At 42.8% G+C, this 14,062-nt stretch carries 15 protein-coding genes; 1 reads left to right on the forward strand and 14 read right to left on the reverse strand.

From position 1 onward, the window contains the following. Positions 1–10: 10 nt before the first annotated feature. From AC1DPK_RS07400 to AC1DPK_RS07460, 13 genes are all read right to left on the reverse strand, one after another. Positions 11–841 carry a carbohydrate ABC transporter permease gene (locus AC1DPK_RS07400; RefSeq protein ID WP_477509959.1) on the reverse strand — a complete coding sequence of 277 codons (831 nt, stop codon included), beginning with the start codon at positions 839–841 and terminating at the stop codon, positions 11–13. Between the two features lie 59 nt (positions 842–900). Next, the gene (locus AC1DPK_RS07405; RefSeq protein WP_477509960.1) at positions 901–1,767 is read right to left on the reverse strand and encodes a carbohydrate ABC transporter permease; all 867 of its coding nucleotides are present in this window, start codon (positions 1,765–1,767) and stop codon (positions 901–903) included. A 148-nt stretch (positions 1,768–1,915) separates the two neighbouring features. Next, on the reverse strand, positions 1,916–3,022 hold the full coding sequence (locus AC1DPK_RS07410) for a sensor histidine kinase (protein ID WP_477509852.1): 1,107 nt from the start codon (positions 3,020–3,022) through the stop codon (positions 1,916–1,918). Further along, positions 3,015–3,710, reverse strand: a complete 696-nt coding sequence (locus AC1DPK_RS07415; protein WP_441880743.1) for a response regulator transcription factor — start codon at positions 3,708–3,710, stop codon at positions 3,015–3,017. Before AC1DPK_RS07415 ends, AC1DPK_RS07410 begins: the two co-directional genes overlap by 8 nt. Positions 3,711–3,743: 33 nt before the next feature. Further along, positions 3,744–4,409, reverse strand: a complete 666-nt coding sequence (gene rnhA / locus AC1DPK_RS07420) for a ribonuclease H (RefSeq protein WP_477509853.1) — start codon at positions 4,407–4,409, stop codon at positions 3,744–3,746. 123 nt (positions 4,410–4,532) lie between these two features. Beyond that, a complete protein-coding gene (locus AC1DPK_RS07425; RefSeq protein WP_477509854.1) occupies positions 4,533–5,765 on the reverse strand; it encodes an ArnT family glycosyltransferase in 1,233 nt (410 codons plus the stop codon). A 200-nt stretch (positions 5,766–5,965) separates the two neighbouring features. After that, the gene (locus tag AC1DPK_RS07430; RefSeq protein WP_477509855.1) at positions 5,966–6,391 is read right to left on the reverse strand and encodes a methylenetetrahydrofolate reductase; all 426 of its coding nucleotides are present in this window, start codon (positions 6,389–6,391) and stop codon (positions 5,966–5,968) included. A 137-nt stretch (positions 6,392–6,528) separates the two neighbouring features. After that, positions 6,529–7,059, reverse strand: a complete 531-nt coding sequence (gene pyrE, locus AC1DPK_RS07435) for an orotate phosphoribosyltransferase (RefSeq protein WP_477509856.1) — start codon at positions 7,057–7,059, stop codon at positions 6,529–6,531. 220 nt (positions 7,060–7,279) lie between these two features. Beyond that, the gene (locus AC1DPK_RS07440) at positions 7,280–7,669 is read right to left on the reverse strand and encodes an NUDIX domain-containing protein (RefSeq protein ID WP_477509857.1); all 390 of its coding nucleotides are present in this window, start codon (positions 7,667–7,669) and stop codon (positions 7,280–7,282) included. Between the two features lie 15 nt (positions 7,670–7,684). Further along, positions 7,685–8,347, reverse strand: coding sequence for an HAD family hydrolase (locus AC1DPK_RS07445; protein ID WP_477509858.1), 663 nt, complete (start codon positions 8,345–8,347; stop codon positions 7,685–7,687). Continuing rightward, positions 8,344–9,675, reverse strand: coding sequence for a serine hydrolase domain-containing protein (locus AC1DPK_RS07450; protein ID WP_477509859.1), 1,332 nt, complete (start codon positions 9,673–9,675; stop codon positions 8,344–8,346). The genes AC1DPK_RS07445 and AC1DPK_RS07450 overlap by 4 nt, the downstream gene beginning before the upstream one ends. Before the next feature lie 372 nt (positions 9,676–10,047). Next, positions 10,048–11,406 carry a UTP--glucose-1-phosphate uridylyltransferase gene (locus tag AC1DPK_RS07455; protein ID WP_477509860.1) on the reverse strand — a complete coding sequence of 453 codons (1,359 nt, stop codon included), beginning with the start codon at positions 11,404–11,406 and terminating at the stop codon, positions 10,048–10,050. A gap of 18 nt (positions 11,407–11,424) precedes the next feature. Beyond that, positions 11,425–12,321 carry a LysR family transcriptional regulator gene (locus tag AC1DPK_RS07460; RefSeq protein WP_441880752.1) on the reverse strand — a complete coding sequence of 299 codons (897 nt, stop codon included), beginning with the start codon at positions 12,319–12,321 and terminating at the stop codon, positions 11,425–11,427. A 119-nt stretch (positions 12,322–12,440) separates the two neighbouring features. Between AC1DPK_RS07460 and AC1DPK_RS07465 the strand changes: the two genes are divergently transcribed. Further along, complete coding sequence (locus AC1DPK_RS07465) at positions 12,441–13,523, forward strand: branched-chain amino acid aminotransferase (RefSeq protein ID WP_144376722.1); 1,083 nt, start codon at positions 12,441–12,443, stop codon at positions 13,521–13,523. A 53-nt stretch (positions 13,524–13,576) separates the two neighbouring features. Here AC1DPK_RS07465 and AC1DPK_RS07470 read toward each other — a convergent pair whose 3' ends face one another. Continuing rightward, positions 13,577–13,978, reverse strand: a complete 402-nt coding sequence (locus AC1DPK_RS07470; protein WP_477509861.1) for a VOC family protein — start codon at positions 13,976–13,978, stop codon at positions 13,577–13,579. Positions 13,979–14,062 lie beyond the last annotated feature (84 nt).

Below are 14,062 nucleotides of genomic sequence, written 5' to 3' on the forward strand. Positions count from 1 at the left end.
ATCTTTCCCCCTAACCTTTAATTCCGGACAATTGAATGCCTTCGATGAAATATGTTTCCGCATAAAGAAACAGCAGCATCATCGGAGCCATGAAAAGCATAGATGCAGCGAAAGCTATCCCCATCTCACCATTCAACCTAGATAAAAACACCGATAGCGGCTGCATAAATGGATCGTCCAAAAAAATAAGCGGCTGCTCTACCATATTCCAATAATCAACAAACAAGAGAATCACAAGCGCAGCCAGACCCGGTTTGATCATCGGAGTAATAATCTTAAAAAAAATTCGCAAATGTCCAGCTCCGTCCATTTTGGCCGCTTCTATGTAAGCATAGGGAATATCAAGCATGAACTGTCTGAGCATAAACACACCAAAAGCCGCGAATATGCCAGGTAATATAATCGCATTCGGATTATTCAGGAGCCCTAGCTTATCCGCCATAATATAATTGGGCACTAGCGTGACTTGGAACGGCATGAGCATTGTCAGGATATAGACGAGAAACAAGTGTTCTCGACCGCGAAATTTCAGCTTTGAGAAAGCGTACGCAGCAAGCGCTGCTACGAGGGTTTGTCCTATGATGATTGGCACGACTAAAAATACCGAATTCCAGAACATCATCAAATATCTCGGACTGCCCACCAACACGTTGTAAAACTGCTCCAGGGTCAATTGATCCGGCAGCAATTTTAAATTTACAAAAGGATTTTCTCTTCCTGCCTCCACTTTTTCTATTTGCCCTATGGGACTATAATTGATGGCAATTTCTTGCTCTGTCATGAATGAGTTTGTGAACGTAATCACAATGGGAAACAACAATAAAACTGCTATTGTACACATGACTCCCGTTAACACTATTTTTTGTACTACTTTTACAACTAGCACAGCCTTCCTTCCCCCTACTCCATGTACTGCCGAAAACGGCGTTCCATCACAAACAAACCCATGACGATCAGAAGAATACATCCTGCCATCAATGTCGCGGCGGCTGTCAGCTTTTGAATATTAAGCGACGTGAACATATTGTTCATGTAATGCTGCATCATGTATATGCTGTCATGCGGATATTCGCCTGCGATCAAATACGTTTCCCGAAATACTTTAAACGAATTAATGATCGACATAATAACTACAAAAAACATCGTGGATGTTAAATAGACCAGCGTAATACTACGAAACTGCCTTAACCGCCCTGCACCTTCAATCTGGGCGGTTTCATAATAATCCTTAGGAATTTGTTGCAGTCCCGCCAAAAATAAAATGACGTTATATCCGATGTTCTTCCATAGATAAACGATAATGATTACGTTTCGGGCCGCATCGGTTTTCATCCAATCCACCCGTTCAAATCCGAACCCGGCAAGCCATGCGTTCAAAGAGCCGTTCCAATCGAACAGCATCTGCCAAATGAGTAGAATCGAGGCGACAGGGACGACAAGTGGCAGCACATAGGCAGTGCGCAGCCAATTTCGCAAATATATAYTTTTATTTAAAATGATGGCAAGACCTAACGACAGCACAAGTATAAGCGGAACACTCACCACGCTGAAATAAAACGTATTGGATGACGCTTTTCGGAAGGAGTCGCTCGCAAATAGCTCGCGGTAATTATCTAATCCAACAAACTGGCTATCTACCGTACTATCCATAAAAGAATAGAATACTCCAATGGCAAACGGAATCAGGTAAAATAACGCAAACCCGAAAACGCTCGGCACGAGAAATAGCAAAGCCGCTGAGGAATCCTTTCTGAACCACTTTTTCATATGTTTCCCTGCAATGAAGACATGCCAAAAACCCCACTTCTTCATTCTTCGTTCCACCTCCCATTCGTACATTTAGAATAGGGGTGAATGATAAAAGAAAAAGTAGGGTAAACATAAAATTTTCCTTAAATGAATATTATTATGATTTCTAGCTGCCATCAGATCCTTTATCATGTGGCAACCGAACTTCAAGAATCGTATGAATAAAATTGCTCTCTGCTGAAATAGTGCCTTGATGCTGCATCGTTATGTTTTTCGCAATGAACAGGCCGAGTCCTGTACTTCCTTCTTGATAGGTTCTAGATTTATCGCCGGTATAAAACATATCAAATATATGCGGCAGTTCTTCCTCTGGGATACAATCTCCGTAATTGACAATGTGCACGACCACTTCTTCTCCATCAAGTTTGCCGTTTATATCGATAAACTTGCCGTCTTTTCCATAACGGATTGCATTCGTCAGAAGATTTTCAAATACGCGTGCCAATAAATCCCCGTCACCTCGTATGTTCAAATGCAGAGCGACATTCAGCCTTGTTGTGAGGTGGTTTTTCTCAAAAGCAGGATATAATTCCTCGTTTAATTGAATGAGAAGCTCGCTAAGATCGACTTGTTTTTTTACAATCTTATTTTTTCCGTAATTCATTCTCGTAATTTCGAATAATTCATCTATGAGTTTYTCCAAACGTTGAGATTTTGTATAAGCTATGCTCGTATAGTGGTTTACTTGTTCTTTGGACAGTTGATCATCCTGAAGGATGAAATCTAAATAACCTAAAACAGAAGTTAGCGGTGTACGCAAATCATGAGCTAAATTCAACACCAATCGTTCCTTGCTGTTTTCTTCAAAATCTCCTCTTTCCAAGGCCAGCTTTAATTTTTCGCTTGCTAAATTTATGTCTCTGGCAATATCCCCAAACTCATCTTTGGATGAAATGTTAATGTGGTTGTGAAAGTCGCCCTTCGCCAGCAGGTTAATTCCCCCCGATATTTCATGAAAATACGCTGAATATCGTTTAGTAAGCAGAAAGAAAAACCAAATGGAAAGAGGAATAAATAGGATAAGAAAAAAGTTTACATCTCCAATATCTCTTATGAAGTAACGAACTTTAGTAAAGCTATCCTCTACTTTAGTCGTATAATAATAGAGTTGGAGAACTTTATATATCGAATAGGTGATTACCCCGGAAAATAGCATACTTAGACCAAAAAGTAGAATCATTTTTGAGCGAAAGCTGCGGATCATTTTAGCCATAGAAGCTATAACCTACTCCCCAGACGGTTTTGATCAACTTATTTTTATGTGAGTCTTCTCCGAGTTTTTTCCTTAAGGTGCGGACATGTACCATGACCGTATTGCTTCCTTCATAATAAGCTTCACCCCACACCTGTCGAAATATATGTTCTGAGCTATATACTTTCTTCGGATTACTAGCTAGCAAATACAAAATATCAAATTCTTTCGGCGTTAATCCGATAGGCTTGCCATAAAAAGCGACTGTTCGTTCTTCTAGGCAGATGACTAATCCTCCAGCCTCCAACAAGAGACTGTTAACTGGAGCTACTTGGTTAAACTGCGTAGAACGCCGGAGTTGAGCGTTCACACGCGCTATCAATTCCATAGGATTAAACGGTTTCGTTACATAATCGTCCGCTCCTCTTACTAGCCCTGTAATCTTGTCGAGATCAGACGACTTGGCACTTAAAAAAATGATAGGTATATGATGTTTTAGCCTAATTTGTCTCGTTGCTTCATACCCATCCAACTTTGGCATCATAATATCTAAAATCGCTAAATCGATCGAACGCTTCTGAACAGCATCTACAGCTTCTTGGCCGTTAGAAGCTTTGACACATTGGTAACCTTCTTTCTCTAAGTGCAGCTCGATCAAATCGATAATCTCCGTATCATCGTCAGCTATCAGAATTGTAATTGGCTTCATGCTCTCCGCTCCCTACAAAATGTCAACGTTCCATTACTTTCGCCCAAAATCAGCTTTAATTTCACCCCACTCCTCGGTGTTCCATTTCAACACTTTAGTCGTGTATGTATTCGTGTGCAGCCATTTCACCGCTTCATCCGTTAGCTCCCATATTTTTGCGGTGGATGCGTCCCTTTTTAAGGTGGAGGCTACCTTCTTATTACGTAGCCAACTCAGAGCCGTTCTAGAATCACTATAGATTGTCTTCGTGCTGCCCTTCTCCTTCAAGTACCTAAGTGCATGAACCACAGCGATAAATTCACCTAAATTGTTCGTACCATTCGGAATGGGCCCGACATAAAACAAAATTTCGCTCGTTTGTGTGTCCACACCCTTGTACTCGACAGGCCCTGGGTTCCCTCGCGTTCCTACGTCAACAGAAATACTATCGTAGTCAATAGAAGCCGTTTCTTCCTGAAGCAGTACAGGCTGCTTTACGCTGCTCCCTGTTTTTGCGCTCGAAGCAGCAGCTTTGCCTGAGCCTGTCCCCCAATGACTGCGCCAGCCGTCTTGGAAAGCTTTTTCCGCCAGCGGCTTCGTCTCGAAAGATTTAAACTTCGCATCCTGTACTCCACTAACCTGCGCTTGGCACTCGGGCCATGAAGTGAATATCCCTGTTTTCTTGCCAACCCAGACGACATAATATTTTCCTTTTGCCATTTACCAAAATACCACCTTTGTTAAAGTCCTTATTCATACTTTCTTTCCTGCTGCTTATATTCGAATAAAACGCGATATTACATTTAGTTCTATCTATTATAAAACGTCCATGCCTTAAAGCAACTATGCTCGATAACCTTCGTTTTTATTTGGTCTGCCCTTAGACGTTATGGTGCATGAAAGCAAATATCCCAGTCCCAACAAACAAAGCGGAATCGTCGGATAAAAATATCTTGGCGTAGGCGAGAAGGGAAGATACAGCAGTATGCTAAACACGGCGAGCAATGCAATCATCATATACATCGCATTTCTTCTTTCATGGATAATGATCTTTACGAGTCCACCCAAACCAATGACCATAACGATCATATGCAAAATGGTTATCAGCTTGGAAAATAGCTTATTTACTGTTATATATCCTAAACCCGGAAAAATCTCACTAATATAAATTAGCAGCTTGCCCCAGCTGTACCAGCTCAGGTAAGTGAAAAACTCATTGCGGAAACCATTGATAATTCGCTCATAAGCTATTCTCCCCATTTCCGCGGGATCTTGTTTAACGTCTACATGAGGACTCCGTTCAAAAGGATAAGAACCCCATAACAACGGATTTCCCGTCTGCTCCGCGAGCAACAGCACCTTATCTAAGGTCATCCAATTGCGAATCCACCAGGGCAGCATCATTACAGCAAATCCGATCGTAATAACGGAAATCGCTTTTAGCACCGCTGCCATTCCATATTTTCTGCCGTATACCGCTACACCAGCTAGCAAAACAACTATAAAGGGAACGATCGTTGGCCGGATCAGTACACAAATGCCGAAGACTACACCTAGTGATAGAAACCATCTAAGCTTTGTCTCCTGTGCACACCTCACTAAAAGATAAATAAATATTAGAAAAAATAAACCGTATAACGTTTCTGTTAAAAGATACATTGGCGATAAAATAAACGTGGGATGCAATAAATAACAAGCCATCATAAACAGGCTAATGCCCGTATGCGCAAACATCCGTCTCGCAATCCCATACATGATAACTGCACATATAAGCTGAATCAATATTTGCAGCGCCTGAATTTGTACGACTGGGGGACGATCTCCCGCATATCCAAATACGGCATAACAGCCAGCCAAAAAAAGAGGATAACCTGGTGTTGTAAACGCATTAGGTTTTTCTGAATAAGCATATGGCGCATATCCGTAAACGCCCTCGTGAAGCAGCTGCAGCACCATTTTATTATAGCCAACCTCGTCACCCGTCAGCTTTTTATCCCAATCCGTATAATAACAGCGAAGCAGCAAGCCTAGTACAAGCAATATGGTGAAAATGACCGTTTTGGTTCTGATAGCCATATCGTCTTCAACCCTTTTTTAATATATTGTACGATATCTAAACTTCCTTACATTTCCAAATGACCACACTTGAACGATTGTAGCATTATTATAATCTTGCAGCCAATGAAGTTTTTTTCATAAAAACACAAAAAAGGCTGCTCCTCTTGGCATGTTGCCTTTGGAGACAGCCGTCATTTATTATCCATTCGCATTTTACTTTATACGAGTACTTTACTGAAAATCCCATCAAAATAAGCCTGCAAATCGACTTTTATCGGCATAAAATAAATGTGGCTGTTCGTCTTCTTCGTAAACGCTAATGCTTGCCTCGCAAAATCGATATTCCACTCAAGCGTCGGTTGAAAATCAGCAGGGAATACAACATGATTTCTTGTTTCCCAATATTTTTGCGATTTGTCCGATACGACCGGCGATACGCCCCAGAAAATTTCGGAGCCCTTCAGCATATCTGAATACTGCTCCATCAAGCTCAGATCAAAAAATGGCTGCGTGAAGAAACCGTCTGCTCCCGCTTCAAGCTTCTTTTGTGCATACTCATATTCCTCATCCATGCTGCTACGATAAGGATCTATCGCTGAATACACCTTAATATGGGGGTAATCCTTCTTGATCTTGGCGATCAAGTCTAAACAAGTCGTCGGATATTATTGCATATTAATACATATTAACGAATTTTAATTCAAATTACCAATCAATTTAATAGCAGCTTGCTATCATTTTCTCTTATAAAGGGTAGTAGTTGCTCTGGTATTACGAAATATTACTTAGTCGAAGCTTGCAATAGCTCATCGATATGGAATAAAGAAATGTAGGTTAATCCCGCCTCTTCGAGATTCCTCCTGCCCAGCGGCTCTCGTTCAATCACCGACATAACGGACTTGATCTCAGCCCCATATTTCCTCAGATCATCCGTGCTGATAAGAATCTGCCCTCCTGTTGTAACCACATCTTCAATAATACAGACCTTTTTCCCTGCTATATGTATACCTTCAGCAAGCTTACAGGTACCGTATTTCTTTGCTTCTTTTCTTACAAATGCTGCAGGTATACCTGTTTTCAGTGAAAGAGCTGTTGCAATCGGAATGCCGCCCATCTCGAGCCCTGCCAATACTTCGGTATCGCTGGGTACTAACGGAGCCAGTTTCTCTGCAATTTCTGCCAAAAGCTTAGGATTGGACTCAAATAAGTATTTATCAAAATAGTGATTCGAAACTTGACCTGAACGCAGCTTAAACTCTCCCTCTAAATAGGCTGCTTCATAGATTGCTTTCGCCAATTGTTCTCTCATCATTTCTAAAACACTCCTTCGCGTTTTTAAGTATAAAAAAAACACTAAAGCAGCAATCGCTTTAGTGTTTCATATAAGAATGGAAATATAAAAATGATAATCGAGGTCTTTCCCGAAGCGCCTCTATCATCGTCTTCATACCTCCACCCCTTCCAGTCATTCCTATTATTGTAAAGGTGAATTTACCATTTTACAACTAATTTTTCATAGATGGGGAAAAGAGCTATAGACAAGCAATGACTCTAGACACCTGCAGATCGTTTTTCTTTTCCTCTAATGTAAACCATGCGATTCCTTTCAATACCTGCTCATCAGCAGAGAGCTCAGGGTCTACTCCAAGCTGCGCCTCTTCCTTCGCATCAACGGTAACAAGATAGCAATAATCCGGCCCTAATGAATATTCCGCTTCAAATAGTAGTCTTTCCGCTTTGCCGTTTAGACAGACTTCTTCCTTAACCTCACGAATAACCGCATCCTCATTCGTTTCCCCAGCTTCTACGCCACCGCCGGGCAATGTCCAGAAGCTCCGATTCTCGAGGGGATGATCTTGAAAGACCATCAAAATTTTCTCATCACGAATAATTGCCGCACAAACCCTCGGTCTTAGCTCCATTTTAGCTTTCCTCCGTTATTTCCATTGTTCAACTAAATGTCTAATTTCTATTAAGTCCTTCACCTTCGCGTCATACTCAAATGACTCCGTATAATAGTTGTCTTCCTTCCATATTCCCTTCATACCTGTCGCTTTGCTCGCAGTGATGTCATTGACTGGATGGTCTCCAACATAAACACATGCCTCTGTCGCCACATTCAGTTTTTCCGCAGCTCGCAGGAATATAGCGGGATCAGGCTTGCGAAGGCCTTCTCGCTCCGAAATAAGAATTTCATCAAAATAATGAGCGATTTGGAGGGCCTGAATATTGCTCGCTTGAAAGACCCCGAATCCGTTCGTAATCATTGCCAGCTTATAGCCTTTTTCCTTAAGGCCATCGAGCAGTTCTATCATATTAGGAAATGAAACCGCATGATTTGAGAAACCTTTTTTATAGTCGTCTAGCAACTCATTCCAATCCAGCCTTAGCTCAAACTCTCGTATGAGCTCCTGGTATACTTTGTCCTTCCAAACATAGCCACGACTGTCTAATGCGATGAACCTTTTAATATAACTCTCTTTATCCACCTCGACGTTCGGTCTAATCAATCTCTCGAATTGCTCCTCTACGAACTTCAATAAGGAACGATCACGATCCAGCAGCGTACCGTCTAAATCAAAAATAACGGCTTGAATCATGACTTAACGCTCTTCACTGCTTTTTTGACGCCGCCAAACAGCTGAACCGTTAATTCTGGTACAGATCCGGTTTCGGTATAAGTAATCTTTCCGTCCATTCCATTCAAGAAAAACAGCAGTTCTCCCTCTACTGCGGAATAAGGACAGAGCTCAAATTTAAACCACGTATTTTGGGTGAGATAAAACTTCTCTTGCTCTTGCGAAATGATTAATGGCGAGCCTGGCTCCCCTTCCACATCGTAGCTGCCAATGAGATTGTTATACTGATTGATTTTCAGCTTGATCGGCGTATGCGATATCGGAAGCTGCACTTCTTCGCCCAAAACAAGCCGCGCCAGCTGCTGACTAATCGCTCCTACCTGCGTCGTTACTAGATTAGATAAAACGATTACCGTTACATCTTCTTTTTTATAATGCCTCATTTCGGTTAAGAAACCATTAATGCCTCCGCCATGACCGATAACTTTCCTGAGGCTGCCCATAATTTCTTCCTCATATATAGATAATCCGTAGCCATATGTATCTTTGAAAGGTGTCGTCATGCTCGCATAAGCCTTCTCGCTGATCTGCCTATGTGAATGCAGCGCCAGTCCCCAAATATAAAGGTCCTCAACGGTCGAATACATGCCTCCAGCACCGGATGGAATAGTCATTTCCAGAAACTCTGCATTCACTACTTCACCCCAAACCTCGTAGCCGGATGCACGGTTTTTCAATATTTTTTTAGCATGATCATAACCGGTATTTATCATTCCGAGCGGCTTCAATATGGCATGGTAAATATAGTCCTCGTAGGTGCGTCCGGATATTTTCTCGATAATTGCTGTAAGAAGCACGTATCCTGAATTGCTGTAATCAAACTTCTCCCCCGGTTCAAACAACAAGGGCTTGTCTGCAAATCTGGCAATGAGGTCGTCTGTAGAAGAAACAAGCCTCATCTTTGGTACAAAATCCTCTAGGCCTGTGTAGTTCGGAATTCCTGATGTATGTGTTAGCAAGTGATGAATCGTAATTTTATCGCCATTTGGGTAGCTGGGGAGGTACTCGGAGATCGGGTCTTCTACGTTCAGAAGCTTCAGTTCATGCATCATAACGATTGCTGCCGCCGTAAATTGTTTTGTAATCGAGCCAATACGGAATTTCGTCTGCGGATCATTCGGAACATCCAGCTCAAAGCTTGCCATCCCATAACCCTTGTTTAAGATGATTCGTCCCTCGAATGCAACCAATACACAACCGTTAAGATAACCTTGTTTAGCTAGACAATTGCAATGATTATCTAGTTTTTGTTGCAATTGATCGGTAGATGTTACGTGTTCTGTATTCATCAGATCATCTCCCTTTAGAAAGAAGTCTATTCTATTAGCTAATAAACATGAATAATCAGCCACCTCAATAATACCGTACACACGTTCGTAATGTAAACATTTTCCTTGTTGATATCTTTTTATAAAATAGGTAAACGCAGCCCTATATTTCGACTGTGTTGGCTCTCGAGTAATTTCAAAACATGTAATGAACTCTAGAGACGTTATTTCGCACAAATGATCGTTTTCTAAATTCTAACGAACTCCAGTAACGTTATTCTACAAAATAACTTCAATATATGGAGCTACAACGTAAAATAGCGCCAGTGGGATTCGTTACATACCAAATAGAGTCTAATTTGATCATATAGCGACTCTGGAGTTCGTTAGCGATCAGTCAAAGCTCCAATCTTCCACTTTCAAGCCTTCACCGTTATACGAGATTAATGGTGAAATTTCTATATCACGCCCCTGCAGCTGCTCTTCAGACACACCAGCGGCGCGCAGCCAGCTTCGATGAAGCGACTGAACGAGCTTGCGTGCACTAAGCGGACTGTCTTCACCCGATTTATTTTTGACTGGAGCGAATTCCTCCTCACGAATCCCCCGTATAACAGTAACTTCATCGGCCAATGGAAAAAAATCGAAAATAAAGCGTTCGAGCTTATAGGCGTTTGGCTCCGTAGGTGTGATGATGCTTCCTTCGGCGTCCATGTATTTCATCTTTTTGGAGGCAATATGGAAAGGAATATCCGTATCTGCATGCTCTTCTATGAAGTCCAGCTTAAATAGATGGATAGATATATGCCCTAAGCTATAAAACAATCGCCCTTCATTCGTTCTTTTATCCTTAATGGATGACGGAATTTCGTTATACTCGAGTACAGCCGGACGATCATTTTTCAAACAAAAAATCCCGATTTTCTCGTCAACATCCGTTTTTTCGATAACCTTTGTTGCAACCATCTGATTGCGTGACGCAGCTAGTCCAATAAATGCAGGGTCTGCGACCTTTATGAGCGCATTGTCTACATTATAATAAAACAACCACTCTAAGCCTCTTTGCTTCATATCAGCAATTGCTCCTGTGCGTTTTAACGACGCGAAACATTCTCCATTGCCGCTAGGGGCCAGCATTAGTGTTCCGTCCTCCGATAAAAGCAGCTTACCGTCATGATCGAGCGCAGGCATCGTATTTTGCTGGAAGAAAAAACAGTCCTCCGCTGGATAACCAAAGTAATGCAAGGAATGAAAAAATGCCTTCGTTGCTTCATGATTATCGGGGCTAGTCATGATATACCATGGGATAGACTTGCCGGCTTTTCTCGATAAATACAGCAGCCGCTCTGCTTGAAGCTGAAATAAAGATTTATGGGATGGAAGTCCAATATCCAGCGTACCCTTAGGCCCATCATGGCCAAGCCTGCTGCCCTGCCCGCCAGCAACAACGATAACTCCAGCTTTCCCAGCTCGCAGCAGCTCCCAGCCCTTTTCAGTATATGCCGCTTTTTCTCCCTGTTCAAAATCTTCCCAGTCTTCAAAAGGTATCGAAGATATCGTATCGTTGTTCAGCTTCTTAGTATCGCTGCGGCCGGCTAAAGCTTTGGCTATCCGCTCAAAATCAATTTCTAAAATTTGCGCAGCCAGGTTGTTTTTCTCCTGCTCCGGCAGGTTTGCAAGCATCTCCAGAACATGCTGCTGCTCATACATACGAAGCTTGGCTTCCGCTAATCTTATAGGTAGCTGATCCAAGTGTTGTCTCCTCCTTTATTACATTTCAGTACGAAAGCTTTCAATAAATTGCTGCGCGCGCTTGGACAAATAATGATCCTTCAGCCATAGAATGCCGACACCCGACTGAAAGTCCGCATCCTCAATGTTGAGCATTTTGACGACGGTGCTTGGAAAAGAAGACATAACCGATTTCGGAAATACGGTCGCCCCAATGCCGCAAGCGATAAGGGACATAATAATGGCGACACTAGAGCATTCGCATATAATATTAGGAACGAAGCCGTGCCGTTTGCACTCGTTCACGACCTGCTCATGCATGCGAGTCGTTCGATCCGTCTTCAAGGTGAGGAACGGAAACTGGGCAAGCTCCTTCATGCACAATGCTTCTTTTCCTGCATATTCCGTCCATGAGCTTGGAATAACGGCAACAAACGGATCTGATGGCAGCGGCATAATGGAGTATTGCTGCGGATGCTTCTGTGCCTCAAACGGCAGCCGAGCGATAACTAAATCAATGGCCCGCTTCTCCAGCTGTTCACCAAGATAGAAGTGATCGCCCTCCGATATTTTAAACGTAACTTGAGGATATTTTTCTCTGAACAGCTCAATATTTTTGGGCAATAAGGAAATGCAGGAAACAACGGACCCGATCGACAGGACGCCGCGAACCCCCTCCTCCATCCCCTTTACCTCTCTGAGGGATTCATCAAATTGCAAGAGCAGCGACTCCGCCTTCTTCTTGAGCAGCTCTCCTGAATCGGTCAAAATCAACCCTTTGCCGTTTCGCTCAAACAGCTTGACGCCAAGCTCCTCTTCCATTTGCTTCAATTGCCTGCTAAGAGGCGGCTGTTCCATATTAAGCAGCTTTGCAGCGCGCGTAACCTGTCCCTCTTGTGCTATAGTTAAGAAGTATTTAAGCTGCCGCATGTCCAATTCGATCACTCCGTCCGTTCATACCCTAAAGGTATGGACATTCAATAAAATAGATATTTTAAATATATCGCATGAAGTGATAGCATTCAATTAACGATCAATAAAGGGAGATGGGCCATTTGCTACAATCATTGGAAATCGAGTTAACCAAAAACAAGAAACAACAACCAGAAGTGGACCAGCTTGGGTTCGGCAATCATTTTACGGACCATATGTTTATTATGGATTATTCGACGGACAACGGCTGGCACAAGCCGCGTATTCTGCCTTACCAACCGATCGTATTAGACCCCGCAGCTAAAGTGTTTCATTATGGACAAACGATCTTTGAAGGCTTGAAAGCGTATAAAACCGACGATGGTCGCGTATTGCTGTTCAGACCTCAAAAAAACATACAACGAATGAATCGCTCTAACGAGCGTCTCAGCGTTCCTGAGCTCGATATCGATTCAACGATTGAAGCTTTAAAGCAGCTTATTTCAGTTGATAAGGACTGGATTCCAACAGCACCTAGCACGTCGCTTTATATTCGTCCATTCGTCATAGCGACTCAACCTCAGCTTGGTGTAGCACCGTCTACAGAGTATAAATTCATCATCATTATGTCGCCGGTAGGCGCTTACTACACAGAAGGCGTGAACCCGGTAAAAATCTTCGTCGAATCCGAGTACGTTCGATCCGTAAAGGGCGGCGTGGGCGAAGCGAAAACGGCCGGCAACTACGCTGCTGGTCTCAAAGCACAGGAGCTTGCTAAAGAGAAAGGTTATTCTCAGGTGCTATGGCTCGATGGCGTACATCGCAAATATATTGAAGAAGTCGGCAGTATGAACGTCTTCTTCAAAATCAACGGTGTTGTTCATACACCTGCACTAAACGGCAGTATTCTCGATGGGGTGACTCGCAATTCCATCATTCATATGCTCCGTCATTGGAATATTGAAGTTGTCGAGCGTCCGATTACGATCGAAGAGCTGTATGAGGCTGGGCGCAGCGGCGCATTAGAGGAAGCTTTCGGAACAGGTACAGCTGCTGTTATTTCTCCTATTGGAGAACTGAACTGGCAGGATGATGTTCTCGTCATCAATGGAGGCCAGACAGGCGAAATCTCCAAGAAGCTTTACGATACGCTAACGGGCATTCAAATGGGCAAAATTGCAGATCCATTTGACTGGATGGTAGAGGCTACTCCTGTTAACGTCTAGCTTATTTTAATAAAAGGCTGCCGAATCCATTGATCGGCAGCCTTTTTACTATTTTAGTTGCCTGGGTTGCCATCTGTTCCGCCAAATGCAAAGTGGTAGCCATCCGGATCCTCGATGACGAACTCTTTCCATGGTCCTCCGTCTGCATAAATGATTGGTTCCACGGAAATGATAACATTTTTACTGCGGAACTCCTCGTACAGCGCATCCAATTGTGCCCATGTTTCTGTATAAACCTGTACATCCACGGCATAACCGCCGCCAGCTGGACGCTGATTCGGCCTTACATCCGAAGGGGCGGCCGCTTGAAATAGCTTGAGTGCTACGCCATGCAAGCCGCCGCGCTCTGCCCACCAATCGGTTACATTAAAACCAAGCGAATCGCGATAAAAGTTTTGAGACTTTGCTAAATCGGATACCATTAATACGGTAAGAGAGCTAAGTTGATTAGACATTTTCGCTTCTACTCCTTTGATAGCATCGTAATCCATACTTTTATTCGCTTATTTGTTTATATTTCCTTTTTTCCTTGAAGAAAA

The organism is Paenibacillus sp. 01T424 (assembly GCF_056398745.1).